Annotated in this window: 25 protein-coding genes, 1 tRNA gene and 1 riboswitch; of the genes, 15 read left to right on the top strand and 11 right to left on the bottom strand. The window is 48.7% G+C overall.

The genetic code is table 11. The features are described from left to right. The first annotated feature begins 73 nt into the window (after nucleotides 1-73). On the top strand, nucleotides 74-1,606 hold the full coding sequence (locus BMZ51_RS12200; protein WP_068001538.1) for an acyl-CoA carboxylase subunit beta: 1,533 nt from the start codon (nucleotides 74-76) through the stop codon (nucleotides 1,604-1,606). Nucleotides 1,607-1,710: 104 nt separating this feature from the next. Here BMZ51_RS12200 and BMZ51_RS12195 read toward each other — a convergent pair whose 3' ends face one another. The 3 genes from BMZ51_RS12195 to folB form a co-directional block, all read right to left on the bottom strand. Next, nucleotides 1,711-2,001 (bottom strand): hypothetical protein, encoded by a 291-nt coding sequence (locus tag BMZ51_RS12195; RefSeq protein ID WP_068001536.1) that lies wholly within the window; start codon nucleotides 1,999-2,001, stop codon nucleotides 1,711-1,713. Between the two features lie 563 nt (nucleotides 2,002-2,564). Beyond that, nucleotides 2,565-2,876, bottom strand: a complete 312-nt coding sequence (locus BMZ51_RS12190) for a hypothetical protein (protein WP_074882087.1) — start codon at nucleotides 2,874-2,876, stop codon at nucleotides 2,565-2,567. Nucleotides 2,877-3,323: 447 nt separating this feature from the next. Then, on the bottom strand, nucleotides 3,324-3,704 hold the full coding sequence (gene folB / locus BMZ51_RS12180) for a dihydroneopterin aldolase (RefSeq protein WP_068001532.1): 381 nt from the start codon (nucleotides 3,702-3,704) through the stop codon (nucleotides 3,324-3,326). Nucleotides 3,705-3,956: 252 nt separating this feature from the next. On the opposite strand from folB, the gene BMZ51_RS12175 reads away from it, so the two are divergent. The 4 genes from BMZ51_RS12175 (at nucleotide 3,957) to BMZ51_RS12160 (ending at nucleotide 8,408) form a co-directional block, all read left to right on the top strand. Further along, a complete protein-coding gene (locus tag BMZ51_RS12175; RefSeq protein ID WP_068001529.1) occupies nucleotides 3,957-5,969 on the top strand; it encodes an acetyl-CoA carboxylase biotin carboxylase subunit in 2,013 nt (670 codons plus the stop codon). Nucleotides 5,970-6,010: 41 nt separating this feature from the next. After that, the gene (locus BMZ51_RS12170; RefSeq protein WP_175485023.1) at nucleotides 6,011-6,667 is read left to right on the top strand and encodes an HAD family hydrolase; all 657 of its coding nucleotides are present in this window, start codon (nucleotides 6,011-6,013) and stop codon (nucleotides 6,665-6,667) included. A gap of 26 nt (nucleotides 6,668-6,693) precedes the next feature. Then, nucleotides 6,694-7,116, top strand: coding sequence for a gamma-glutamylcyclotransferase family protein (locus tag BMZ51_RS12165; protein WP_068001522.1), 423 nt, complete (start codon nucleotides 6,694-6,696; stop codon nucleotides 7,114-7,116). 102 nt (nucleotides 7,117-7,218) lie between these two features. Beyond that, nucleotides 7,219-7,371, top strand: a riboswitch (FMN riboswitch). Between the two features lie 137 nt (nucleotides 7,372-7,508). After that, on the top strand, nucleotides 7,509-8,408 hold the full coding sequence (locus BMZ51_RS12160) for a DMT family transporter (RefSeq protein WP_068001519.1): 900 nt from the start codon (nucleotides 7,509-7,511) through the stop codon (nucleotides 8,406-8,408). A gap of 45 nt (nucleotides 8,409-8,453) precedes the next feature. On the opposite strand, the gene BMZ51_RS12155 is transcribed toward BMZ51_RS12160, so the two are convergent. Then, on the bottom strand, nucleotides 8,454-9,719 hold the full coding sequence (locus BMZ51_RS12155) for a hypothetical protein (RefSeq protein ID WP_068001517.1): 1,266 nt from the start codon (nucleotides 9,717-9,719) through the stop codon (nucleotides 8,454-8,456). A 158-nt stretch (nucleotides 9,720-9,877) separates the two neighbouring features. On the opposite strand from BMZ51_RS12155, the gene BMZ51_RS12150 reads away from it, so the two are divergent. After that, nucleotides 9,878-10,147: an acylphosphatase gene (locus BMZ51_RS12150; protein ID WP_068002763.1), complete on the top strand. Its 270-nt coding sequence runs from the start codon at nucleotides 9,878-9,880 to the stop codon at nucleotides 10,145-10,147. Here BMZ51_RS12150 and lipB read toward each other — a convergent pair. Continuing rightward, nucleotides 10,144-10,884 carry a lipoyl(octanoyl) transferase LipB gene (gene lipB / locus BMZ51_RS12145; RefSeq protein ID WP_068001515.1) on the bottom strand — a complete coding sequence of 247 codons (741 nt, stop codon included), beginning with the start codon at nucleotides 10,882-10,884 and terminating at the stop codon, nucleotides 10,144-10,146. The two genes, BMZ51_RS12150 and lipB, sit on opposite strands and share 4 nt — an antisense overlap. Before the next feature lie 143 nt (nucleotides 10,885-11,027). Here lipB and BMZ51_RS12140 point away from each other — a divergent pair, with 143 nt between their 5' ends. From BMZ51_RS12140 to BMZ51_RS12115, 6 genes are all read left to right on the top strand, one after another. After that, nucleotides 11,028-11,294, top strand: a complete 267-nt coding sequence (locus tag BMZ51_RS12140) for a FliM/FliN family flagellar motor switch protein (protein WP_068001511.1) — start codon at nucleotides 11,028-11,030, stop codon at nucleotides 11,292-11,294. A gap of 180 nt (nucleotides 11,295-11,474) precedes the next feature. Then, nucleotides 11,475-11,561, top strand: a tRNA-Leu gene (locus BMZ51_RS12135). Nucleotides 11,562-11,692: 131 nt separating this feature from the next. After that, nucleotides 11,693-13,078: a DUF6538 domain-containing protein gene (locus tag BMZ51_RS12130; RefSeq protein WP_068001508.1), complete on the top strand. Its 1,386-nt coding sequence runs from the start codon at nucleotides 11,693-11,695 to the stop codon at nucleotides 13,076-13,078. A 293-nt stretch (nucleotides 13,079-13,371) separates the two neighbouring features. Further along, complete coding sequence (locus BMZ51_RS12125) at nucleotides 13,372-14,787, top strand: hypothetical protein (protein ID WP_244271354.1); 1,416 nt, start codon at nucleotides 13,372-13,374, stop codon at nucleotides 14,785-14,787. 9 nt (nucleotides 14,788-14,796) lie between these two features. Next, nucleotides 14,797-15,177 (top strand): hypothetical protein, encoded by a 381-nt coding sequence (locus BMZ51_RS12120; RefSeq protein ID WP_139201386.1) that lies wholly within the window; start codon nucleotides 14,797-14,799, stop codon nucleotides 15,175-15,177. Further along, nucleotides 15,177-15,557 (top strand): hypothetical protein, encoded by a 381-nt coding sequence (locus BMZ51_RS12115; protein ID WP_068001504.1) that lies wholly within the window; start codon nucleotides 15,177-15,179, stop codon nucleotides 15,555-15,557. Before BMZ51_RS12120 ends, BMZ51_RS12115 begins: the two co-directional genes overlap by 1 nt. Nucleotides 15,558-15,604: 47 nt before the next feature. On the opposite strand, the gene BMZ51_RS12110 is transcribed toward BMZ51_RS12115, so the two are convergent. From BMZ51_RS12110 to BMZ51_RS12095, 4 genes are all read right to left on the bottom strand, one after another. Beyond that, the gene (locus BMZ51_RS12110) at nucleotides 15,605-15,841 is read right to left on the bottom strand and encodes a hypothetical protein (protein ID WP_068001499.1); all 237 of its coding nucleotides are present in this window, start codon (nucleotides 15,839-15,841) and stop codon (nucleotides 15,605-15,607) included. Nucleotides 15,842-15,877: 36 nt separating this feature from the next. Continuing rightward, the gene (locus tag BMZ51_RS24680; RefSeq protein WP_074882081.1) at nucleotides 15,878-16,435 is read right to left on the bottom strand and encodes a DUF2312 domain-containing protein; all 558 of its coding nucleotides are present in this window, start codon (nucleotides 16,433-16,435) and stop codon (nucleotides 15,878-15,880) included. 8 nt (nucleotides 16,436-16,443) lie between these two features. Then, nucleotides 16,444-16,665 carry a hypothetical protein gene (locus BMZ51_RS12100; protein ID WP_068001497.1) on the bottom strand — a complete coding sequence of 74 codons (222 nt, stop codon included), beginning with the start codon at nucleotides 16,663-16,665 and terminating at the stop codon, nucleotides 16,444-16,446. 451 nt (nucleotides 16,666-17,116) lie between these two features. Beyond that, nucleotides 17,117-17,449, bottom strand: a complete 333-nt coding sequence (locus BMZ51_RS12095) for a helix-turn-helix transcriptional regulator (RefSeq protein ID WP_068001494.1) — start codon at nucleotides 17,447-17,449, stop codon at nucleotides 17,117-17,119. Nucleotides 17,450-17,908: 459 nt separating this feature from the next. On the opposite strand from BMZ51_RS12095, the gene BMZ51_RS12085 reads away from it, so the two are divergent. Genes BMZ51_RS12085 through BMZ51_RS12075 form a run of 3 tightly spaced genes read left to right on the top strand, consistent with a single transcriptional unit; the run spans nucleotide 17,909 to nucleotide 19,951 of the window. Then, nucleotides 17,909-18,802 (top strand): helix-turn-helix domain-containing protein, encoded by an 894-nt coding sequence (locus BMZ51_RS12085; protein ID WP_068001485.1) that lies wholly within the window; start codon nucleotides 17,909-17,911, stop codon nucleotides 18,800-18,802. Continuing rightward, nucleotides 18,799-19,464, top strand: coding sequence for a hypothetical protein (locus tag BMZ51_RS12080; RefSeq protein ID WP_068001482.1), 666 nt, complete (start codon nucleotides 18,799-18,801; stop codon nucleotides 19,462-19,464). Before BMZ51_RS12085 ends, BMZ51_RS12080 begins: the two co-directional genes overlap by 4 nt. Beyond that, nucleotides 19,451-19,951 carry a hypothetical protein gene (locus BMZ51_RS12075; protein WP_068001479.1) on the top strand — a complete coding sequence of 167 codons (501 nt, stop codon included), beginning with the start codon at nucleotides 19,451-19,453 and terminating at the stop codon, nucleotides 19,949-19,951. The genes BMZ51_RS12080 and BMZ51_RS12075 overlap by 14 nt, the downstream gene beginning before the upstream one ends. A 70-nt stretch (nucleotides 19,952-20,021) precedes the next feature. Here the strand turns inward: BMZ51_RS12075 and BMZ51_RS12070 are convergent, their stop codons facing one another. Together BMZ51_RS12070 and BMZ51_RS12065 are read right to left on the bottom strand one after the other, a co-directional pair. Beyond that, nucleotides 20,022-20,834, bottom strand: coding sequence for a DNA adenine methylase (locus BMZ51_RS12070; protein ID WP_068001476.1), 813 nt, complete (start codon nucleotides 20,832-20,834; stop codon nucleotides 20,022-20,024). After that, complete coding sequence (locus tag BMZ51_RS12065) at nucleotides 20,831-23,182, bottom strand: DGQHR domain-containing protein (RefSeq protein ID WP_068001473.1); 2,352 nt, start codon at nucleotides 23,180-23,182, stop codon at nucleotides 20,831-20,833. The genes BMZ51_RS12070 and BMZ51_RS12065 overlap by 4 nt, the downstream gene beginning before the upstream one ends. Nucleotides 23,183-23,383 lie beyond the last annotated feature (201 nt).

The raw sequence follows: 23,383 nt of genomic DNA, 5'->3' as shown, positions 1-23,383 counted from the left end.
AACGGCTTACTAGTTTTTTTGCTTAGGGGCGTGCTAGGAGATAAGCCAGATAGATTGGGAGCTGAGATATCTTATGAAGGAAGTTCTGGCTGAATTAGAAAAAAGACGTGATGAAGCGCGACTTGGTGGGGGACAGCGCCGCATTGACGCGCAGCACAAACGAGGAAAGCTGACCGCACGAGAGCGAATTGAAATTCTGCTAGACGAAGGTTCCTTCGAAGAATTTGATATGTTCAAGCAGCATCGCTGTACCGAATTCGGTATGGAGGATAGCCATTTCCCAGGGGATGGTGTCGTTGCGGGTTGGGGTACGATCAACGGTCGTACTGTTTATTTGTTTTCAAAAGATTTTACTGTGTTTGGTGGCTCGCTTTCAGAGACCCACGCAGAGAAAATTATGAAAATCCAGGACATGGCGTTGCAGAATCGTGCGCCTATTATCGGAATTTTCGATGCTGGTGGCGCGCGTATTCAGGAGGGTGTTGCTGCTCTTGGTGGGTATGGTGAGGTTTTTTGGCGCAATATTCAGGCCTCTGGTGTGATTCCGCAGATTTCTGTGATCATGGGTCCGTGCGCTGGTGGTGATGTGTATTCACCTGCCATGACTGACTTTATCTTTATGGTGCGTGATACATCCTACATGTTTGTCACTGGCCCGGATGTTGTGAAAACCGTGACCAATGAAACGGTGACGGCTGAGGAGCTGGGTGGTGCGAGTATCCACACAACGAAGTCATCAATCGCTGATGGTGCTTTTGATAATGATGTGGAAGCGTTGTTGCAGATACGGCGTTTGGTCGATTATCTGCCAATGAATAATCAGGCATCGCTTCCTGAACTGGAAGTTTATGATGACCCCTCACGTTTAGATGAGAGCTTGAATACGCTGGTGCCAGACCACCCTAACAAGCCTTATGACATGCGCGAGCTGATCCTGAAGACTGTCGATGAACAGGATTTCTTTGAGATTCAGGAGAGTTTTGCCGGTAATATCATCACTGGATTTGGCCGCGTTGAAGGACGCACTGTCGGAATTGTAGCAAACCAGCCAATGGTTCTTGCTGGTGTGTTGGATAGCGATGCAAGCCGCAAAGCCGCGCGCTTTGTTCGGTTCTGCGACTGCTTCAATATTCCACTTGTGACGTTTGTTGATGTTCCTGGATTCTTGCCGGGGACTGCGCAGGAATATGGCGGGTTGATCAAACACGGTGCCAAGCTTCTATTTGCTTATGGAGAAGCCACTGTTCCAAAAATCACAGTGATCACTCGTAAGGCTTATGGCGGTGCTTATGATGTGATGAGCTCCAAGCATATTCGCGGCGATGTAAACTATGCATGGCCGTCTGCTGAAATTGCAGTGATGGGGGCAAAGGGAGCTGTTGAGATTCTTTATCGCTCTGAGTTGGGTGATGCCGAGAAGATTTCTGAACGAACCAAAGATTACGAAGACAGGTTTGCAAACCCATTTGTTGCGGCAGAGCGTGGCTACATTGACGAGGTGATTATGCCTCAGTCGACGCGTATGCGGATTTCGCGTGCGCTTGCAATGCTGCGTACCAAGAACCAGCAGATGCCATGGCGTAAGCACGATAACATTCCGCTCTAGAAGCGCGGTCTCAAAGTTTAATGGATAAAAAAAGCCCCGGCCTTCGGGAGAAGGCCGGGGCTTGCGTCGATGGGGGAACGTACCTAACCAGGGGCGGGTTAGGCTTAGCTTTCGTTGTTGCCCATTACACAAGTGTATCCAATGAGGGAACGGTTGGAGTCCTTGGTAACAACATAGGCGCGCTCAGCTTCTTCGTGTGGTGCACAGTAAGAGCCGTTTGCAACGTACCGATCGTAGATGCCAGGGGTGGTTGTCAGTACGATTGCGCCTTTATCTTGTACTAGTGCTTTTGCCTCGGAGGAGGTCAAGTTTGCTGTGTTGATCAAAGCAGCTTGAGCGACAGAAGCAGCGGATACAAGGCCGAGGATGGAGAGTGTCAGAGCGATCTTTTTCATTGTTTTACTTTCAGTTCTATATCGTATTTGTCATTTTTTGAGGGAAAGACCGGGAGGATAAGTCTTTCCCTTAAGGGGTGCTGACGTTTGTTGTCTTGTCAGCATGTCTTTTTATTTTTTTGATTGATCTAAGGCAGATCTATGCCGTCTTAGATCTATTTATTTGTAGTTTATCTGCATATTAAACAGGCTGATGTTGCCTATATACTATTATTATTGATTTGTTTTCTTATTGTTGTTCGTTGATGTTTGTTAATATAGTTAGAAAAAATTAGTAAGATGTGTTGTGGGACACAAATTCATCTTTTTACAACTTGAAATATCAAGCGCTCACGAGTTCGTGTCTTAGTAATTTTGGGGATTACTTGGCTGTCTGTGATGAAGCTCACAGTTTTGCTTGGTTGTGGGAGAAAAAAGAGACCAGGTGTGGAGCGTTATGGATGCTTGAGGAGCAGCATTACGTGAAAACGTGTTTTTGTTTTGTGCATCTGCTCTCATGCAATGGGTGCTGGTCGCGAATCTTAAATTTAAATGCGTTCGGGCGCATATCCAGGCGCCAGGTTTTAATCGTATCCGAATATGCCGTCGTAACTGTCGTCTGCGGGCTCACATGAATAACCGATGAAGCAGCTTTTCTGATCTCGAGTCGGAACCCAACGCCTCTTTAAACGCTCGTAAGGTTGGCAAAACCGAATGCTGGCGACAAAACGATCATAGGTGCGTGCGCCAGTCGACAACACAACACCCCCAGAACGAGCGACGAGCGAGCGTGCTTCCTGACAGGACATCTTTCTGGTGTCCGGTCTTGCATATGTTGACGTGGAAATGAGGAGGACGATGGCCCCCGATAGGGCCATCGCTGTGATCTTGCTCATATTTTCTACTGATCTTCATGTGTGCGTGGCTTGCAACTAAATCCAACCAGACAGGTATGATCGTCTGTTGTTTGAACCCATCGGCGCTGCAGTATTTCGTTATACTCACAATACCGGACGCCACTTACATAGCGGTCGAAGGTTCTGGGGCCAGTGGAGAGTAATACTCCACCGTCGTCAATGACAAGTTGCCTAGCCTGCTCGCAGGTCATATTTCTTGTGTCTGGTCTTACTTGAGCGTTCGCTGGAGTGTACCAGGACACAGAGAGGAAAGTGCCGGCGAGAATGAGAGTGGAGACGTTTCGCATGACGTTTACTAACCTTTCCAAACAGAAGTTATTCACTGACTTAAAAAGCCGCTATCTACTCTGTTTTGCAGGCATTGGCGGATAAGGCGAGCGCGAAACCTTGCAGTGGTTAGTAGGTCTTGAAAGAAAAATTGCTGATTTAAGACGAGGTTGCAGGTCGGTTGCGGGTAATTTCAACTGCAAACCCGCCTACATGAACCGGTACAGGCGCAGAGGGCTTGTTGACCTTAACTGTGATTTTGGAGATGCGTGGATCCATCTGGAATACGGCTTCACAAATTGCGCCCGCTAAGCGCTCTAATAAATTGAAACGAGATTTTGTGACGACGGTCTCAACAGTCTTTGCAAGTGTTCCATAACAGATCGTGTCTTCGTATTTGTCAGAATGTGTGGCTTGTTCAAAATCAGCCCAGCAAGTGAGATCTACGATGAAACGTTGGCCCAGTTTAGCCTCTTCATCAAATAGGCCGTGAAACGCGAAGAAAGAAAGGCCTTCCAGGTAGATCTTGTTCTCATTCATTAGGTGTCTCCGCTTCTATTCTTTGGTCGCTCTGGCTTCTGTGTTGCCAGAGGTTGCGGGCGAACTCAATGCTATGCGATCAAAAATGGCAAAATAACAGGTGTTTTGAAGAGGATCGGAGAATTTTCGGCGAGGATCTCACAGTCACGAAAGTGCAATGCTTCTTCGCCCTATTGTGAGGTTGCGGAGTTGAAAAGAGATGCCTACAACCCAGCATTACATATTAGGAATACGTGTATTTGGGATGGGCGCATGTTTTCAAAAATTCTGATCGCAAACCGTGGAGAAATCGCTTGTCGTGTCATCAAGACCGCAAAGGCGATGGGAATCAAGACGGTTGCTGTTTATTCTGATGCGGACCGGGATGCGCTTCATGTGGAAATGGCTGATGAGGCCGTTCATATTGGTGAGCCAACTGCGGCGAAGTCTTACCTTGTGATCGATAAGATTATTGATGCGTGTAAGCAAACCGGTGCAGAAGCAGTTCACCCAGGCTATGGCTTCCTTTCCGAGCGCGCAGAGTTTTGCGAACGCTTGAAGCAGGAAGGGATTGTCTTTATCGGGCCAAACCCTAAAGCTATTGAAGTCATGGGTGATAAGATCACATCCAAGCGTTTTGCAGCTGAGGCGAATGTCTCTACTGTTCCAGGCTATATGGGCCTGATTGAAACTCCGCAGGATGCTAAGCGTATTGCAGCCGAGGTCGGTTACCCAGTGATGATTAAAGCATCTGCTGGCGGCGGCGGTAAAGGTATGCGTATCGCCTGGAACGATGAAGAGGCTATGGATGGCTTTGATCGTGCAAAGTCTGAGGCCATTAACTCCTTTGGTGATGACCGGATCTTCATTGAGAAGTTTATTGAGAACCCACGCCATATCGAAATTCAGGTGATGGGTGATAAGCATGGCAATGCTGTTTATCTGGGCGAGCGCGAGTGTTCGATCCAGCGCCGTAACCAGAAGGTGATTGAGGAAGCTCCATCCCCGCTTCTGGACGAAAAAACCCGCCGCAAAATGGGCGAGCAGGCTGTTGCTCTTGCAAAGGCGGTTGATTACGACAGTGCCGGCACTGTTGAGTTTGTAGCTGGGCAGGATAAGAGCTTCTTCTTCTTAGAAATGAACACACGTTTGCAGGTGGAGCACCCTGTCACTGAGCTGGTTACAGGTGTTGATCTGGTTGAGCAGATGATCCGGGTGGCTGCTGGGGAAGCACTGTCCATCAAGCAGGAGGATGTGAAGCTGAATGGCTGGTCTATTGAGAGCCGTATTTATGCTGAAGACCCGTACCGGAACTTCCTGCCATCCATTGGTCGCCTGACCCACTACCGTCCGCCGGTTGAAGGCAAGCATGGCAACTATCTGGTTCGTAATGATACCGGTGTTGTTGAGGGATCTGAGATCTCTATGTTCTATGACCCTATGATTGCTAAGCTTGTAACGCATGCTGCAACACGGGCAGAAGCCATTGAGGGAATGAGTACTGCGCTAGATGAGTTCCAGGTTGATGGCATTCAACATAATGTGCCGTTCCTTGCTTCGCTTATGAAACATCCGCGTTGGCGCTCTGGTGAGATATCTACCGGCTTTATTGCTGATGAATATCCAGATGGATTTGAGCCTGCAACGCCAGATGCTGAAGCCAATTCGGTGTTGGCATCTGTTGCACTCTCTATGCATTTGATTGAACGCGAACGGTTGGATCATTTGCCGGGTCGGTTGCGCCCGCATCACGGCGCTGTACGGCGCGAGTGGGCTGTCCGTATTGACGGTGAAACATTGAAAGCCGAGCTTGTTGAGGGTTTGGCAGCTACTCCAGTGGATTTGGACATCTGCGTTGATGGCGGGGCGAATGAGCGGGTTGCCTCCAGCTGGGCTCCAGGTGAAATGCTCTGGAAAGGGCAGGTGGGTGAGCGTAATGTCAGCGTTCAGGTGAGAGCTGTTGATAATGGCTATCAGCTTGACTGGCAGGGCTTCTCGGTTGTTGCACAGGTTATGAGCCCGCGCATTGCTGAGCTTGCTGCTTTGATGCCTGAAAAAGTCGCTCCTGATACATCCAATCTATTGCTTTGCCCAATGCCGGGGCTTGTTGTTTCTCTTCACGTAAATGAGGGACAGGAAGTCAAAGCTGGGGAGCAGTTAGCAATTGTTGAAGCCATGAAAATGGAAAATGTGCTTCGAGCAGAGCGGGATTGTGTGGTAAGCGCAATCAAGGCGGCTCCGGGTGATAGTCTGGCTGTTGATGCTGTAATCATGGAATTTGAATAAGGGGTTGGCGCGAAGCCAATTCTCAATTTAAGGATTTGGCTTTGCGCACTCTACTTTTTGATTTGGATGGAACGCTGACAGACCCATTTGTTGGCATTGTTACAAGTGTTCAATATGCGCTTGAGAAGCTTGGCTGGGAGGTTCCTCCGGCAGAAGAGCTCAATTTTGTAATTGGTCCTCCGCTGACTGAGACGTATCGCCAGCTTTTGAATACAGATGACGAAGAGCTAATCTTCGAGGCTATCCGCCTCTACCGTGAGCGTTTTACTACTGTTGGACTTTATGAAAACGAGCGCTATGAGGGAATAGTCGAGTTGCTTCAGGAGGCAAAAACTCGCGGTGATCGCCTGTTTGTGTGTACGTCGAAGCCTTGGGTTTATGCGGAAAAGATTATCGCTCACTTTGAGCTGGATGGCTTTTTTGAAAAGACCTATGGCTGCGAGCTGGATATGACACGCGGCAATAAGATTGATCTGTTGGCCTACCTGCTGGAACAAGAAAACCTTGATCCCTCCAAAACCATTATGATCGGGGACCGGAAGCATGATCTCATCGCGGCCTCTGAAAATGGCGTCGCGTCGATTGGTGTGCTCTGGGGCTATGGATCTGCTGAGGAGTTGGCTGAACATAAGGCCGGTGCTGTTGTTTCTTCGCCAGCTGAGCTTGCTGCTCACCTTGCCAAAAGCCTCGTCTCCTAAACCTGTTTGATTCAAGAGTAACATTGATGCCGATTTATTTTGCGTATGGCCGTTTGATGGATCCGAAGATTATGGCAAGCCGCTGTCCAAATGCCAAAGCGTTGGGGCTGGCCTTTATGGATGGATATCGTTTTATCGTGACGTCAGAAGGAGTGCCGTCCATGGTAAAGGCACCGGGCAAAACCGTCCACGGGGTGCTTTGGGATTGCCGGATCGGTGAAATCACGGTGGTTGATGGCGCAGAAGCGCTTTTCCGTAAAGGATTGGACAAAGTATTCCTCCCCATTCGCCACGGTTTGCAGAGCAAGTCTGCAATTATCTATGTGAGCCGGACAGCCAAAACCGGCAAGCCGCAGCTTAAGGCGTGGGAAGGGGTTTTATCTGCTTGTGAACACTGGGAGTTTCCAGAGACCTACCGGGAAGAGCTGCGTCAGTGGGATCTGCGTTAGCAAGCGCATTTTGTTTATCATTGTTGGTTTCAGTTAGACTGAAAGACCACTCGCAATTTTCTGAGAATCTGTTAGATAACAGTGGTCCTTCTTTAAGGGAGGGCTAATTCTCAGGGCGGGGTGCAATTCCCTACCGGTGGTGATAGGCAGTTTTGGGCCCTAAGTCCACGAGCGCTTTCCTGCTTGCAGGAAGGGTCAGCAGATCCGGTGAGAACCCGGAACCGACGGTTATAGTCCGGATGAAAGAGAATGTAGGTGAGGGAGTGTTCGCAAGGGCACTGTTTGCTTACGCGTCCTGATTCAATGGAACTTTGCAGCTTTTTTGCTGCTCTTTGGATCAGAAAGATGTTTATGTCCAATCTGTTTATGCTTGATTTGAATGAGGTGCGTGTATGAGTACATCACGCAGCTCTGCGCGCGCCTCCGCTGCTGTTGTTGGCGCCAGCTGGATGATCTTCGCCGGTGCGGCATTCGCCATTACCAACTCTGCCATGCAGTACTTGACGATGACACAGGGACTTAGTTCCACCAGTGCAACGTTTTGGCAGTATCTTATCTCTCTTATCGCGATGGTTCCGGTTATCTGGCGTATCGGGTTTGCCGGGCTGAGAACCAAACAACTCGGTTTGCATGTGTTTCGCGTGGTTTTGGCTGCCCTTGGCGTTCAGTTTTGGGTTGCCGGGTTGGCGAATGGCGTTCCGATCTGGCAGGCCATAGCGCTGTTGATGACGTCACCGTTTTTTGTAACCATTGGTGCAGCCGCGTTTCTTGGTGAGAAGGCCAGTGGGCAGCGCTGGCTGGCGACTGTCGTTGGATTTGTTGGCGGGATGATTATTCTTAGTCCGTGGGACGATACGTTCCAGCTCGTTGCATTCTTGCCAATTGTTGCAGCGCTGTTGTGGGGCTCTTCTATCTTATGCATGAAGAAGCTGGAAGAGAATGATAGCCCTCAGTCGGTGACATTGTACTTGCTGTTGCTTCTGACCCCGATCAACCTTGCATTGGCATTGCTCGCACCAAGTGGTTTGGCCCTGCCTGTTGGTATGAATATGTGGTGGCTGGTGGTTCTGGCAGGTTTGCTTGGGGCAATTGCACAAGGGTCTCTGGCTATGGCTTATCAGCGTGTTGACGCAGCTTATCTGCAGCCGTTCGATCACTTGAAGCTGCCGCTGAATGTGCTTTGTGGTTTCCTTGTTTTTGGGTGGGTTCCACCAGGTAACTTGTGGCTTGGAGCCGCTTTGATTATCGGGGCTTCACTCTACATTGTTCATGTGGAACGCAAATCCACTTAATGAAAAGCCCGGCATGTTCGCCGGGCTTTTTTGTATCTCAAAGACCTAATTAAACCAGATGGCAAAGGAGCCGAAGTTTCTCCCCATCGGTCTTGTGATGGTTCTCATGAAGTTGCCATCCGATACTTCACCGTCCTCAATATAGTCGGCTGAATTTGGACCGGTGATAAAGAGGACTATGTCGAATGTTTGTGCGGTTTGGAAAAACGTCTTCATGTTAATCCCCCCTTCAAAAGACATTGAGGGGATGAGAAGATCTCCATTCAGCACATGTTCTGCTGCTTTAACATTTTGGAGCCATGCATCAATTGTCGGCTGTGTAACGGGTAGAGCCTGAAAGGGGCTTGTCTGGTTTGGGTTTGGTAGCCATTCGTTGTCGTCGTCGGTTTCTTTGCTGACAAGATCCCAGGTCTCATAATTGAGTTGCATAACTTTCAGCAGGTTCTGACGCGTTGCTTCGAGGCGGTCTGGCTCATCAACTTGCCAGTTGACGCTATGAACGAAGTTGAGGGCCGCTGCGATTGTTTCGAAGTCGCGGCCGGTCTTGCGCTTCCCCTTTTCTTCCAGCAATTTGCCGTAGTTTGTCGCTGAGGGTCCAAATACACTATGGAAGGCGAGGTCGTAAGTTGGCTCAAAATCGAAAGCGAGCAGGAAGTTGGCTGTTGACATGAGCAGGTTTGAATAACCTTGAAGCCACTTTGCATCCGCTTGATCAAAAGTGACCGGGAATGATTGGGCCTCGCCTTCGACCTTGAAATTTCGCGATCTTGAAAGGCTGCCGAGGACAGTTGCGAGGTTTTCGTAAGGCTCTATGGTGCCACTTCGATCAGCATCGAGCGATATTTTAAGCAGGTCGACAGGTAGTTTGACTGGTTTATCTGGGAGAGCTGCAAGTGTCTGGTTTGCTTGCTCCATACCAGCAACAAAGGTTTTAAAGATCTCTCGTGTTTTCTCGTAGGTGATGGGCTCAGGCGAGGGGTTGGGGGAGACAGGAATTCTGAGAATAGGCAGGAATGAGCGCAGGTTGCGATCAATGTCTGCGTTGCCTGCTCCATATCGGTAAAGGTCGTGCTGCAAGCCTTCTAATGCATTTAGGAACTGCAAGGCGCCTAAGGCAAAAACCGCTTCGCTGTCTGCTGGGTTCTGCCGGGCTTGTAGGGCGATAGCCGAGATGCCTTGCTTATATGTGGCGGTTTCGACCGTCTTACTGAACAGCTTGGAGGTGTTTTCTGCCGCTGATGTATCGGTTGGAAGGATGGTTGTCGTTGCACAAACAGTTAGGGCAATAAGGCTGACCTTCAAAAAATTCATAGAGTATCTCCTAAAGTTTCAACCTATTAGATATGGGAATTGATGTTTTTTTTATGGCTTGCAATCTAGAGCTGCGAATGGTCGATCTGGGTGATTAATCTGCTGCTCAACGAGACGATTTTTGTTTGTGTGACCCGTCAGGACATTAGGAGATGCCAATGAAAACCTCACACTTTTCCATTTCAGGATTGGTGCAGGGGGTTGGATATCGTGCCTGGCTCCACAGAAAAGCGGAGCTGCTCGGAGTGTCCGGTTGGTGTAAAAACAGAGAGGACGGGTCGGTTGAGGTGGTTGTTACTGGTGAGCAGGAAAAGGTAGATGCATTGCTGATGGCCGTTCAAAAAGGGCCATCAGGGGCAAGTGTAAAATCGGTGAGCCTTTTGGAAAAGGTCCCCGACGAAGTGGGACCTTTCCGAGTTGAATATTAGGTATCTGGATCGCTTCTTAGAGCCAGGCCAGAAGGGCCAACCAACACCGTTGCACCAAAAATCTTCTCAAACTGTTCGCGCAGTATCACGTCTACTTCCGGCATGGTGAGTAGCAGGCCCAAGTCTATCAGGCTTGTGACGCCATGTTTTTGCACGCCGCATGGGACGATCCCAGAGAAGTGTTCGAGATCGGGATCTACGTTTAGCGAGATACCGTGGAAGGTGACCCATTTGCGCAGCCGGATGCCAATGGCAGCGATTTTATCTTCGACGTCCGGGCCCTTTTGTGGGCGTTGAACCCACACACCAACGCGGTCTTCCCGGCGTTCTCCGCGCACGTGGTGCTGCCAGAGGGTATCGATAAGCCATTGTTCTAGCGCGGCTACGAACGCGCGTACATCTTGTTGCCTGCGTTTTAAGTCAAGCATAACATAGGCAACGCGCTGGCCAGGGCCATGATAGGTATATTGCCCTCCGCGGCCAGTCTCATAGACTGGAAAGCGATCCTTGGCGATGAGATCGACCGGATCTGCGCTCGTGCCTGCAGTATAAAGAGGAGGGTGCTCAAGAAGCCAGACGCGTTCTGCTGCCTTGCCAGCGGCAATAGCTGCGACGCGCTCTTCCATCTCCTTTTGTGCAACCTCATAGGGTACAAGTTCATCATCTATAACCCACTCAACAGGAGGGGAGCCTTCTTTGGGTAAGAAGTCTGTTTTGAGGGTTTGACGATCTGCCATGTTGTTATCCCAAAATGATCTGCGGATTTCGGTGAGTTGGTTTGCCCTAATGAGATGTAAGCGTCTACACTAAAAATCACAGGGCACCAACTCACAGAGCAAGTCGGGGTGCATTTTATTCTCTTGGATGCTGGAAGGCAGATATGAATAGGTTCGATGATATCTCCGTCGATATTTCGGTGGTGCTGGGTAAATCGGAAATGCCAGTGCATCAGCTTTTACGCATGGGGCGAGGTGCTGTGATCGAGTTGGACACGCATGAAGCTGATGATGTTATGATTTTGGCGAATAATACGCCGGTCGCTGAGGGGCAGGTCACTGTTGTTGGCGATAAAGTTGGCATTGTCATCACAAAGGTTTTGGAGCGCGCTGTGGAAATGCGACCCGTAAACATGGAAGATCGGATCTGAAATATCGCAGATAGTGGATAAGTCACGGTCAAAGCGAGGTTTTTTCGATTTTTTTGCATAGCCCTGTGAATTTCTGAAAAAGGGTACTTGCGCTGGTCCGAGGGGTTGGCTATATCACCGCTCACCAGCCGACGGGGCGAGGCCAACGAGCCAAACAAACCGGAGGCAAGCCAAGGTTTTGCGGCCGTGGCGGAATTGGTAGACGCGCAGCGTTGAGGTCGCTGTGGGGTAACACCCGTGGAAGTTCGAGTCTTCTCGGCCGCACCAACCGGCGCTTTGCTAAGTGATTGATATTACTTAGCAAAGCGCCGTTTTTGTTTTTGCGGGTTTACTAAACCGCACTTTCTGCCCTACAAATTGCCCTACAAACTGCCCTACATTTGCAAATTGGGGGTTTTATGCAGGGGTCAGACAAATACCTAAAGTTGCGGGGTAGTCGCTGGTACTACATCAGGCGCGTGCCTAAGAAGGTTGCGCATTTAGACCAACGCGGCAAAATTGAACTCTCTCTCGAAACATCATCCTTAGAAGAAGCCTGTGCGCGGCGCGATGCACTTGCAGAAGCTGATAGGCTTTACTGGCTGTCTCTGCAGGGCGGTGGTGAAGCTGTGCTGGACGTTGCTGATGCAAACTATAAGGCAGCGCAGCATCGAGCGCTTGCGCTTGGTTTTGTATTTAAGCCTGCCTTTGAGCTGGAAGCGGCCCCGGTGGTGGATGTAGTGGCGCGTGCATTGGCGTTGGTAGGGCGGCCTGAGGCTGGTTTGCAATCAGATGCGCAGGCATTGCTAGGCACTGCTAAACGCCCTTCTGTGACGGTTTCTAGGGCCATGGATGTTTATTTGGCTGAGATTGCACCGGATGAGCAAAAGGGCATGAGTGCAGCTCAGAAAAAGAGCTTTGAGAAAGTCAAGAACCGGGCTGTGAGCAACTTCATCAAGATTGTTGGCGATAAAGACCTGGAAGAGGTGACCCGCGAGGATGCCTTGCAGTTTTTCAACTGGTGGCAAGATCGTGTGACTGGCAAGGGAGGGGAAAAGCCACTTTCCGGTAATTCTGCCAATCGCGATGTTGGCAATATGCGCAAGCTCTATAGTGCCTATTTTGAGAGGGTCGGGGAGGAAGAGCGAGAGAATCCCTTTAGAAACCTCAATTTCCGCAGTCCCAAAGCCTTGCGGCAGGATGTGCCGCCTTTTCCTGCCTCTTGGATACAACAGAAAATTCTTGAACCTGGAGCGCTGGCCTCGCTGAATAGAGATGCAGCACTGATTGTGCTAGCGTGCATTGAAACCGGCTGCCGTCCTTCCGAGCTTTGCAATATTTCCGCGCGTCAGATCCATCTTGACGCCAAGGTGCCCTATATCTCCATCAAGTTTAAGCCGGATCGCGCCATTAAAACGGAATCCAGCGTGCGTGATATTCCTCTGATCGGCGTGTCTTATGAAGCGATGCGGCGGGCGCCTGAGGGCTTCCCGCGCTATGTAGATAAGGAAAACAACTTTTCTGCAACGGCTATGAAGGCTTTCCGGCGGGCGGGGTTATTACCCTCTGAGAACCACCGGATTTATTCGCTGCGCCATGCCTTTGAAACCCGCATGAAAGAAGCCAAGTTAGACTATGAGCTGCGGTGCCTGTTGATGGGGCATGCTATTGACCGGCCGGAATACGGGGATGGTGGATCTATGGCGTATCGTGCCGGGGAGCTGCGGAAGATTCAGCTTGGCTTTTCTATGGAGTTATTTGAGCGGATAAAGGCAAATAGTGCCAGTTCTTGCCGGTCGGATTAAGTCGCGAGAGTTGCTTGTTTGAGCCCTTTGCTATCATCAGTGAGGGCGCTGGCCTTCGCTAGCGCTGCATGTCGCAAGGTGACCATTGCGGACATTCAATCTGAAGTCTGGGAGTTCGAACCAGTCCGATACACAACTTAATCTTGATCTAGGTTGGCATGTTGCTTTAGGCGGAAAGCGGAAATTCGCTGCGTTGGCCGCCTTGCCCTCTGGTTTAACAAAAGCGGTGCTTAAAACGGAATCGTCGGGTATCTTTCTGGATTGTTTCGACCTCAACGGGTAAGCTTTGTCGAATGCAACGCATCGGCAAACGAGCAATTCACGTCAGAATGACATACATGAACATAATTCGCCCGAGATTTACAGAATTTCACGATATCTTTGTTCCGCAAGCTGAGCTCGACTTTGCGATCCCGTTCCTAGACGAAGACATTCCTCTCTATGTCGATCCTTTTCTCTTGTGGCGTTCCCCTAGCCTTCAAGATAAAGGGTTGCACCAGATGATTTTGGGAGCCTTCAATAACATTGGAGTTCTTTCCAAATCGGGCAACCAGGAACAAGCTATTCAGCAACTCATCGCCGCGTCGGAATGCGATGAAGTGGGACTAGGGACTTCCGCAACCAAAAAAGGGACGCGGATCGGTCGCGCTAAGGCAGAAGAGGTTCTCAGCCTTTTCGAACGGATACCCTACTACCGAGACCATGGCTTTCGCCACTTCGAAGAAGTCCAGCTATTTGTTGATGGTATCGGTAAGGATCGGATCAGCGATATTGCCTGCAACTTCATCAAGAGTTTCCTGATCGACTACACGGCACAGGAATGTCAAGCGTTGGGCGTCGGGCTGAAGCGAACCGTGGTCTCAAACGTCTACAATCCATCCTCGCTGATGTTCGAGGACGTTCAGGCCGAAGTTCCTATACATCCTGAAACTGGATTGCCCGTGTTGTTTGTCCCGAAGCGTTGGCTTCGGCACGTTCCTTGGATCAACTATGATACCTATTTTCGTAATTTCTGCCCCCAGGACGACATAGCGCACGAGGGCGAAGAACTAACCCGCGTTAGAGTGCAAATCTACAACCGCGATAACTATGCAGTCGTGGATGCTTATGTGCAGGCGCGAGAGCGATCTTTGGAAGACTGCAAAAACGACCCTCTTTTCTCGCAGATTCCGGCGCTGTGGGCCCGCCGAAAGCTGGCGGCGATCAAGAAACTGCCGACCGGCAAAGACGATGGGGCGGACATTGCCTATGAGAAGTTGATCGGGCAGCTTCTTCCGTCGCTCCTGTATCCGCAGCTCGATTTTGCCCAGGAACAGGCGCGCACCGACAGCGGCGTGAGCATCCGTGATCTGATCTTCTACAACAGTCGGACGCACCCGTTTCTCCAGGAACTTATGACGGACTATGGTTCGAGGCAGATTACGTTCGAAATGAAGAACGTGAAGGCTATCGAGACCAAGCATGTCGATCAGCTTAACCGGTATCTGAAGGACAACTTGGGAAACTTTGGAGTTTTCGTGACGCGTAATCCTTTGAAGAAGGCGCGTTTTTCAAGCACGGTTGATTTGTGGTCGGGGCAGCGAAAGGCGATTGTTGCTCTAACGGACGCTGATATCGAGCAGATGGTCGAGGTCTTTGACAGCAATCAACGCGATCCGCTTGATGTCATCGTCAAAAAATATGTCGAATTTAGAAGGGCTTGTCCTTAAGGAGGAATATTGAAGAGTATTGAAGATATTGAAAAACTTGAGAAAACAATAGGGCAGCTCAAGGCTGTTCACGGCGAAATGTCACTTCTTTCGAAGAAGTCTCAGAATGATGCCGTCAATAAGTTCAAATTAGGTATGATCAACAAGGTTATTGCTTCTGCCAATGATGTACTTGGATCAGACTATCGGCCGTTCGAGGACTTCGAAGCCTTCGACACGGACGAGCTGCCATCAAATAGTGATGTGGTTTTTGTTATTGCGCAGTATCTTGAAGAGATTGAGAGGTTTAGGACAGACAATGTTGTCAACCATGACTACAAGTGGGTCTATCTGATCGAAGGTAATCCGAGCGAAATCTTGGCGGATGCAAAAACGCGAGGTAAAGGCTAATGGCAGATCAACCCGTAACGAGCACGGCGAAGGTCGCAACGTATCGAGCGGCAATAGGCGTGTTTTCCGGCCTGCTTGCCGAAATGAGAGAACTCTCAAAGAAGAAGGCTGATGCGACGCTTAGCAAGGGTAAGGTGAAGCTTCTCAACAGGGTGCTCGAAGACCTCAAGGAAGTCTTGGGTGATGAGGCGGAGGCAAAGTATCTAGATTTGCTGGATGAGGATGACCTGCCGCAGAACAGTGATGCCGTCTTGGTGATGGTTCAATACGATAAGGCTTTGAAGGCATTCTCGAAGCGCTATCATGCCTACGATAAAAAAAGACACGAAAGCTACTGGGTGACAGAAAACTCATCGGTAGAGCGAGACTATGGCGACTGATCGTATTTCTTAGTCCCGCAGTCCGGCTGCTTTCCAGTTGACCCATTTTAGGCTCGCCTTGTAGACCCCTGTAAACGCGCCCGTGCCTTTGCACGTGAAAGGGCATCTTTTTCTTCTTCCAGTGCGATCAGCTCCCGCTCTATGCGCAGGAAGAAGGGGAGGTAGTCTGTGCCGTATTTATCGACGAGTTTGGCGAAGAGGTTGAGGGCGGTTTCTAGGTCTTCCCGTGTGGGGAGAGGAGGGGCCGCAGGCAGCTTTATTTGATTTTGGTGATTGGGCTGCATGACCTGCGCCGCTCCCGTGGCTTTGATCGCTGAGGCTTACTGGTTGTCTTGCGCTGCTAGGAAAGCTGTTTGCATTTGCCAGCCTTGTTCCCATTTTTTGAAGCGCGGATCTTCGGTTATGTAGAGATTGTCCGTGACTGCTTTGCCTGCGCTTGCTGCGTCTATGCCAAGTTGTTGGGCTTCGTCCAGGTCTCCTTCCAGCATGCCAAGGGCGTGCATGTAGAGGTCCAGCATGGATTCCTTCTCTTCGCGCTCTGACGGCTTCTGCTTTTTGATTTTCAGAATTGCCCGCATGGTGGGCACATCAAACCCGTTGCCTTTAGCTTCAGCAAAGACGTCTTTGATGTCGTCTGCAATGCCCTTTTTCTCGCCTTCCAGCCGCTCAATGCGATCAAAGAAACTTTGCAGATGATCGGCGGCAATGCCGGAGCTGTTTGACCCGGTTTGCGTTTTGGCTGGTGTTGCCTTTTTCGGGGCAGTCTTTGCCGGGGTGGTCTTGGCCTTAGGCTTGGTGGTTGCAGCTTTGGTGCTTTGTGCCTGCTTGGTTTCTTCGGATACTGATTCCGCTTCTGGGGTGGTTTTGCGAGGTGCCATGTTGAACCTCACTGAGTTGGAGCTATGGAAAGGGCGCGGCTTGCTCCGCTGGAAAAGCGGATTGCGATTATTTGCGCAAGTTCGCCACGTTCACTTAAGGGGAGAGGTGCAGCCTCAATCAGCCGTTCGAGGCTGAATATTTCTGGCTGCAATAAGCTGTAGTAGCTGGAAAGGCTGTGTGGGCTCTTGTGGGTGACGCCCCCATCTTCGAAGTTATGAAAAACATGCATTGCCTATTCCTTTCGTAAAAGAAAGCTTCGGGACTTGTTATTCAGGAAAATGGCCGTCGTTTTATGCGGCTCTACTTCTTGGTATGCTAGAAAATACCACTCATCCTAATTCTAATAAATTTAGAATGTCAATATACATTTCTAAATAAATTAGAAAACACAAAAACTCGCTTGGCTATATTCGGGGAGACAAGTTTTGTTTAAGGGGTGCACAAAATGGCGCACCTGAAATGGGTAGGCAATACACGCGCAACATGCTTTTATGCGGAATGCAATTATTTGATCAGTAGCAGATATAAAGCTACTAGCGTCTCACTTCGGACATGTTTCGGCAGAAACATGATGGCGATTGAGAATTTAAAAAGAACAATATTGGAATTTTGATTGGTGGAAATGAGTAGATAGTTCAGGAGGTGGTCATGGATGAGGATCGGCGATACAAGTTATTGTATTATGGGGCTTGTAGATCACCATTGTCATTTGACCTGCTGGAAATGCTATCGCGTAATATGGATGAAAGCTCATTAGCCATTTTGGTTGGTAATGCATCTATATTGCCGCAGTATATGAAATCCAATGATATTCCGTATCTCTCCCGCAGCTTAAGAGCCCCCTGAATAGAAATTCGGAAATCACCACTTTGCCATTGGCTCATGGATTTTTGCTGAACACCTGCAGACTCTGAAAACTCTTTTTGTGACATGCCTACATATGTTTCAACCGCACGAAGGCGGATTGCGATTTCCGCAAAAGGTCCAGAAATATTTTTTAGCTTTTTTGTCATGAGCTTAGATTAACACATTCTACATTTCTTAGACCACCGCTCAGATAACATATTGACGTATTCTAAATTTATTAGAATACTCGTCGTATGACTACAGCTAGGATGATCGCGCAGAAACTAGGAAGAGGCAGTTTGCAAAATGCTCTCGGGGTTAAGTCGGGCGCTGTAAGCGCTGCCGTGATGCGAGGACAATTTCCTGCTTCGTGGTTTCATGAGATGGAACAGTTGGCGCTTGCCGCTGATGTGGAACTGCCACGCCATCTCTTCAATTGGAGACATGGCAACGGGAGACGGAAAGCTATGGGACCGTGACCGCTACAAGCCGCTAGGGCTGTTCTGAGGGTATAGTTACAAGTCACCTTGTTAGCTTCAATCCCTTTGTAATCAGAGCGCGTATTCCGCCACTGATTTTCTAGTTCTCACTTATCCAATTATCCGCACTGCTCAGGAGGTTATAAAATGCCTAGACCTGTTAATCGTCCCCGTTTGTCTTTTATTCCTGCTGGTGTGTTTGAGGACCGGCGGTTGAAACCGCGTGATATTCAGGTGCTGGGTGTCCTGTGCTGCTCCACGGACGGCAACGGCGTGACCTATCGCAGTCAGGTGAAGATTGCTCGGCAGTTGGAGATTGCGCGTTCTACGGTGCAAAAATCCATTGGCAACCTGGCTAAGGCTGGGTGGCTCCGGGTGATGGCTGGTATCCGCCCTGATGGAGGCAGCTGCTCCCACACCTACCGTGTGATGCGGGCACTCAAAGAGGAGGAGGAAGAGCAGGGCGACCTCATCGAGGATGCTCCGCACACTGCCCATGTAAATGAGCTTAAAGCTTCGAATGAAAATCGGCAGGCCCTGCCACCCCAGATCGGCACCTATAAGAACGAGTCCTTAAAACCTAAAGAAGAAGAAGACAAAGCGGCTGCGAGTGGGTCTTTATGCGAAAACACTTCTCCACTCTCACAGGCTCCCACAATTGCGGATAGGGCCGGGCAGAGGTTTGTTGAGGGCTGTAGCCGGTTTCTAAAGTCACTTGGGTTGGACCCAACCACAGCACAGGTGCGGGGCGGCCTAAATCCGGTTTGGGGCTGGCTGATCCATGGGTGCGATCTTGAAAAGGACGTAAAACCCACAATTGCCCATGTTTTGGGGCGTGCGCCGGAGCAACCGCGCAGCCTCAACTACTTCACCCGCGCCATTCTTGCGGCCAAACGAAGCCGGGAAGAACTGGGCAAGATTGAAGGCCGGTTTATCCCTGATGGTAGCAAGGCAAAAGCAGCGCGGGCGCGGGATCTGGACAGATCCGCAGAGCGTTGCCGGGCGGCGATTACCAAAGTGTTTGGTGAGGGCTATGCATGAGCGCGGCCACACAGACAAAATCAGCCAATGACCTCATAGCGCTGTACTTTTTGAGCACGTTGGGCGGTACTTTCAAAAAGGTGCCAGGCAGCAACGAAGAAGCTTATTTCACCTCTTTGCGGGAGAAGCTGAGCGGGTTTTCAGAGGACGTACTGAAAGCCGGAGCGGATGCATTGGTGTTGGCTGCAAAAAGCACTGTCTGGCCGTTTGTTGGAGAGTGCGTGAAGGCCTGCACAGAGGCACAACGGCAGCTGGAAGGCGCACCGGAACCAAGCCTGCAGGTGGGCGGCTATCCATGGCCGGAGCATGTGGCGATTAAGGTCATGGTGGGAGCTGATGCGGATGTTGCGCTTTCCGCCTGTATTGCTGGCTGGCAAGCGGATCTGGTGGACTTTGTGCGCCGGGAAAAGCGCATGCCGGATATGGTGGAAACTGAAACTCTCGTGGTCGCCACAATGGAGCGCAACCGACGCGTGGCCGGGCAGGTGAAGACTGCTCTGGACGTGCTGCGCGGGGAAACCACGCGGGAGCTCGCAGCGCTCCCGCCAAACCATCCAATTCAGTTGATGGCAGATACATTTGAGCGGCGGCGTGAACGGCTGGCAGGTCTGATTGCTAAAGAAGTTTTACGACATGGGGAGATGCAGGATGTTGAGCTCTAAGAATACAGATCCACTCCGCTTACGCGGCACCAAGAAAGAGCAAAAGCAGGAAGCACTGCGCCGGGCAAAGTACCAACGCGGGCAGGCGCTGGAATGGCTTTACAACAACAAACACATCACCAAGCTGCAGTACCTGGCAGGCTGTAAAATTCGGGCGCTGTATGCTGAATGCGAGGGGCAAGCCAGCTCCATCGACTTCACACAACCCCGCGTAGATTGCAGCCGCAAAGTGCGCGATTGGCTTCTTGTCTCCACCACAGACGCAAACAGAACCCTAGAACGGATCGCGGCCCTGCTAGGGCCTGATCAATCTCAGGCAGTCTTCGCAATCGCCGGGCAGGGCCTATCCATCACAGAAGCAGCTATCGGCTTTGAGGAGAACGAAGCCAAGCGGGAGGCTGGCGCCCCAAGCAGAGCCACCCGCGACTACGTCTCCCGCCTCATGCGCAATGGCCTGGGGCATGTGGCGGGGGAGTTCGTAGGGTGAACGGAGAGGTGTGAGGAAGATATCTAATTGGTGCGTATGTGTTGGCTGTTCAGAGGTTACGAATTGAGATTTATGATGTGTTGCTTATCAGTATTTCTGTAGAATTTGAGCGATGTTGAGAGCTGGCTGCTATGCGGCTGTGTCTAGTTAGTTGGGTCTGTATACCTATTCCACGATATAGCTCTCGAATACTTTCGTGATCTGCGTTTGTTAAAGCAAATTGCACGCCTCGTTCATCAGCTCTAGATAGGGCATTGCACAAACGAATTTGATCTTCCCATGCAAAAATATTCTGATTGTATTTTACGAAGCCATTCATGTTATGGCGCACAGTGTATGGAGGATCAGCAAATATGAAATCCCCTTCCATTGCAGTATCGATGCTTAACTCAAAATCCTGATGCAACAGTGTTGTTTTCGATAGAGCCTTGGACCAAGAAGTAAAGTTATCACTAGGCAAAAATACATTAAGCTTGGTGCCTATTGGGACGTTAAACTGTCCTTTTTGGTTCTCACGATATAAACCGTTCCAGCATGTGCGATTTAAGTACATAAACTGTGCGGCTCGTTCCACCGGTTTCTTAAAGGATTTCCCTCTTATTGCATAGTAATAATCTTTACAATGCAATGCTGCATGTGTCTTTAATTCTGCTTCAAATTCAAGGAGTTCATCGCGAATTACAGTATAAAGTTCGATTAATCTACCATTTGCATCACTTAATAACGCAAAAGAGGGGAGTAGCTGAAAAAAAACAGCGCCTCCTCCAAGAAAGGGCTCTATGTATTTGCCACTATAGTGTGGGGCGGAGAACAGTTGCTTCTCAAAAAGCCAGCGTTTTCCTCCTGCCCATTTTAAAAAGGGTCTAAGCGGCTTAGTACTCATTCTGGGACTTTCGGACTGACAGTCGTACGGAGCCACTCGATAAACTCCAAGTCGTCATCTGTATAGGTTTTTAGCTGATTTTTATGTGCAGCGATATTTCGCAGCTCATTAAAGTTTTGTATCCAACTAAGGTAATACTTCTGGCCTTTTCTGTCACCCTCTCTAGGATTATTAAACACAGCTTCAAAGCGGATCCAGTTGTTTTTCTGTCGAACAATTTCTTCAAGATCTACGATATCAAGATAGGCTTCTTTTGGTTTCCTGCGCTTATCGTCTCTTTGCTGTTTTTCATAGGCATTTTTTCGGATACGTGCACTTTGAACACCCAGTTCCCAGTAAGCCGGTTCGTCACTATCTAATCGGTGTTGTCCGTGTACTTCCTTAAGTGTATCAATAACGTAGTTTGTAAGACGTTCAGCTAGCTTCATAAGGAACTGGTTATATTGGTCAATTTTTTCAGAGGTGCTTTGTTCTATCCAGCGTTGAAATTCTTCATTGCCAAAATCGGGACGATGTTCATTTAGTGGCTTAAGTAGGTGAAATATATATTCTTTCACTCCGCCCTCACCAAAACGCCTTGAAAACATGGTTTTAATTTGATCATCTGGGCAACTCTCGACTAAATCAAATACGGGTTGGCAGAATTCTGTTAGGTGTCCTGCCGCTTCAGTTTGATTTATTAATTGAAAGTCTAGGGATTGTTTGCTCGTAATATGATTGATGACTTCGGAGATTACAGTCATATGTGCTCTGATCCCAGGGTTAGTTGAAATGTAGGCTTCTCGGCCAGCTTCCCATCTATCTGGATTTGCCAATAAGACTTTGTCGAAGTATGTGGAGAGTATGTATTGTGCTCGCTCGACTGTCTCTGAATCTGTTGCACCAGATAATGGTCCGGGCATTAAGTATTTACCGTTTACTCTTCCAATTAAGCCAGACCTTCTCAACCCGTTTATGCCTTCGGAGATTGTTAAGTTCTGTTCCGGTTCAGGTGGAACCCCTGGTTTAACAAATCTCCCAAACAAAGGACTAGACTTAGTGTCGTTTAGTGCTCTGATTACTGCTGAGGCCAAGGCTGATAATGCTGTTGACGGGTCGTCATCACCCATTCTGATGTCTGCAAGAAGGCTCATTAGGAGCCCTTTGGGGACACTTTTCTGCTCATGATTGATTGTAATGAATAGATCAGCTTCTTTGCGGGTCGGCATTTGTTGAAAAGCAAGAACAAATAAGCTCTGGTCAAGATACTCATCGCTTAAATGTGAAAAGCCAAATAATCGGTGTTGTCCATCAATCACCCAAGCTGACCTAAATTTTGATGGAAGTGTAATCCAACCAAATTTTAAATTAGGATCAGTATTTTCGTTATCAGAAATCAGTTCAAATTTAGGTTTATCTGTCAAATTTATAAGGATGTTGGTTGGAAAATATCCGCCTTTAGAGATGAACTCGCCAATTTCCTTGACTCTTTTGGCAGACACCATCCGCTGATAAGCTGGCTTTTGATCTGGATTGTTTAATGCTTGGTGGTTCACATACGCAATTTTGAGAAGGTTGCGAGGAGTCGTCACAAAACTATAAAATTTTTCGCCTCCAATTTTTCCTCGTATTGCGGGTACTTTCATGTTTGATAAACCAGGTATTTTCTGACCTTTTAAAAATTCACCAATTATTTGATATCGGCCTGCTGGCCCCATGTGTTTTGTAAAAGTTTCATAATATTGAAGCTCATTCTCAGTAATGACGTGAATATTGCCGTCCTCTGCGCGCTCCAGGTCGGGCGCAGACCATAAAATATTACTTGTAGCGTAGATCCAGACAATTTTTGGTTTTGGTAAGTCACTAAATCGTCTAAAAATAGTTTTTCTTATGTAATCCTGAAGAGAAATCGTTTCTTGTATATCTTTCTGCAGAGTTCGTCTTCCACGTTTTTCTTTACTTTTACACTCTACAATAAATATTACGTCATCATCTTCTGCGTATACATCAATTTGCTTATTTCCAATGGTTCCATTATCACGTGTAAAACTGATTTTGAAGTTAGAACCACTTAAAGTACTAAATCCCATCTTCCTCAAAAGACACCAAACTCTACTCTCCAATAACTGGTCATGAGTTTTTAGTTTTTTGAGGCGTGTACTTATTTTTCCAGTCCGAATAACTTCCCAACCTTTGGAATATTCAGCTGTAGTTTCAGTGTTTTTTACACTTTTAACGTAATAGGGCCTCTTTTGAATTGTGAACTCTTTTTTTAGGGCACTTTCTCCAGTTATAAGATCAGAGAAAAAATCTACCTCTCCTTCATTAACGTTTATTTTTTTTTTATTATGTGAGGTCACTGAATTCATGTCTGGGCACCCCGTAATGAAAAATAGTAATATTTGAATCGCATTCAATGCTTATTTTCTAATATGTGCCATATAACGACAAGAGAGTATAATGATTGCGCACACGTTATAATAGAGCTGGAAGCCAATCGTTAAAATGCAAAATGTTTAACACGAAGCCTTGTTAGTCGGTAAAGCTGCATTGACAACTGCAGCACTAAT

It is taken from the genome of Pseudovibrio axinellae (assembly GCF_900110875.1).
GTDB classification, from domain to species: Bacteria; Pseudomonadota; Alphaproteobacteria; order Rhizobiales; family Stappiaceae; genus Pseudovibrio; species Pseudovibrio axinellae.
This window is presented reverse-complemented; position numbering and strand designations above follow the sequence as displayed.

Bases quoted from the DNA above. Each gene is read 5' to 3' on its own strand.
- BMZ51_RS12200 (WP_068001538.1), top strand. From the start codon at position 74: ATGAAGGAAGTTCTGGCTGAATTAGAAAAAAGACGTGATGAAGCGCGA.
- BMZ51_RS12195 (WP_068001536.1), bottom strand. From the start codon at position 2,001: ATGAAAAAGATCGCTCTGACACTCTCCATCCTCGGCCTTGTATCCGCT.
- BMZ51_RS12190 (WP_074882087.1), bottom strand. From the start codon at position 2,876: ATGAGCAAGATCACAGCGATGGCCCTATCGGGGGCCATCGTCCTCCTC.
- folB (WP_068001532.1), bottom strand. From the start codon at position 3,704: ATGAATGAGAACAAGATCTACCTGGAAGGCCTTTCTTTCTTCGCGTTT.
- BMZ51_RS12175 (WP_068001529.1), top strand. From the start codon at position 3,957: ATGTTTTCAAAAATTCTGATCGCAAACCGTGGAGAAATCGCTTGTCGT.
- BMZ51_RS12165 (WP_068001522.1), top strand. From the start codon at position 6,694: ATGCCGATTTATTTTGCGTATGGCCGTTTGATGGATCCGAAGATTATG.
- BMZ51_RS12160 (WP_068001519.1), top strand. From the start codon at position 7,509: ATGAGTACATCACGCAGCTCTGCGCGCGCCTCCGCTGCTGTTGTTGGC.
- BMZ51_RS12155 (WP_068001517.1), bottom strand. From the start codon at position 9,719: ATGAATTTTTTGAAGGTCAGCCTTATTGCCCTAACTGTTTGTGCAACG.
- BMZ51_RS12150 (WP_068002763.1), top strand. From the start codon at position 9,878: ATGAAAACCTCACACTTTTCCATTTCAGGATTGGTGCAGGGGGTTGGA.
- lipB (WP_068001515.1), bottom strand. From the start codon at position 10,884: ATGGCAGATCGTCAAACCCTCAAAACAGACTTCTTACCCAAAGAAGGC.
- BMZ51_RS12140 (WP_068001511.1), top strand. From the start codon at position 11,028: ATGAATAGGTTCGATGATATCTCCGTCGATATTTCGGTGGTGCTGGGT.
- BMZ51_RS12130 (WP_068001508.1), top strand. From the start codon at position 11,693: ATGCAGGGGTCAGACAAATACCTAAAGTTGCGGGGTAGTCGCTGGTAC.
- BMZ51_RS12125 (WP_244271354.1), top strand. From the start codon at position 13,372: ATGCAACGCATCGGCAAACGAGCAATTCACGTCAGAATGACATACATG.
- BMZ51_RS12115 (WP_068001504.1), top strand. From the start codon at position 15,177: ATGGCAGATCAACCCGTAACGAGCACGGCGAAGGTCGCAACGTATCGA.
- BMZ51_RS12110 (WP_068001499.1), bottom strand. From the start codon at position 15,841: ATGCAGCCCAATCACCAAAATCAAATAAAGCTGCCTGCGGCCCCTCCT.
- BMZ51_RS24680 (WP_074882081.1), bottom strand. From the start codon at position 16,435: ATGGCACCTCGCAAAACCACCCCAGAAGCGGAATCAGTATCCGAAGAA.
- BMZ51_RS12100 (WP_068001497.1), bottom strand. From the start codon at position 16,665: ATGCATGTTTTTCATAACTTCGAAGATGGGGGCGTCACCCACAAGAGC.
- BMZ51_RS12095 (WP_068001494.1), bottom strand. From the start codon at position 17,449: ATGACAAAAAAGCTAAAAAATATTTCTGGACCTTTTGCGGAAATCGCA.
- BMZ51_RS12085 (WP_068001485.1), top strand. From the start codon at position 17,909: ATGCCTAGACCTGTTAATCGTCCCCGTTTGTCTTTTATTCCTGCTGGT.
- BMZ51_RS12080 (WP_068001482.1), top strand. From the start codon at position 18,799: ATGAGCGCGGCCACACAGACAAAATCAGCCAATGACCTCATAGCGCTG.
- BMZ51_RS12075 (WP_068001479.1), top strand. From the start codon at position 19,451: ATGTTGAGCTCTAAGAATACAGATCCACTCCGCTTACGCGGCACCAAG.
- BMZ51_RS12070 (WP_068001476.1), bottom strand. From the start codon at position 20,834: ATGAGTACTAAGCCGCTTAGACCCTTTTTAAAATGGGCAGGAGGAAAA.
- BMZ51_RS12065 (WP_068001473.1), bottom strand. From the start codon at position 23,182: ATGAATTCAGTGACCTCACATAATAAAAAAAAAATAAACGTTAATGAA.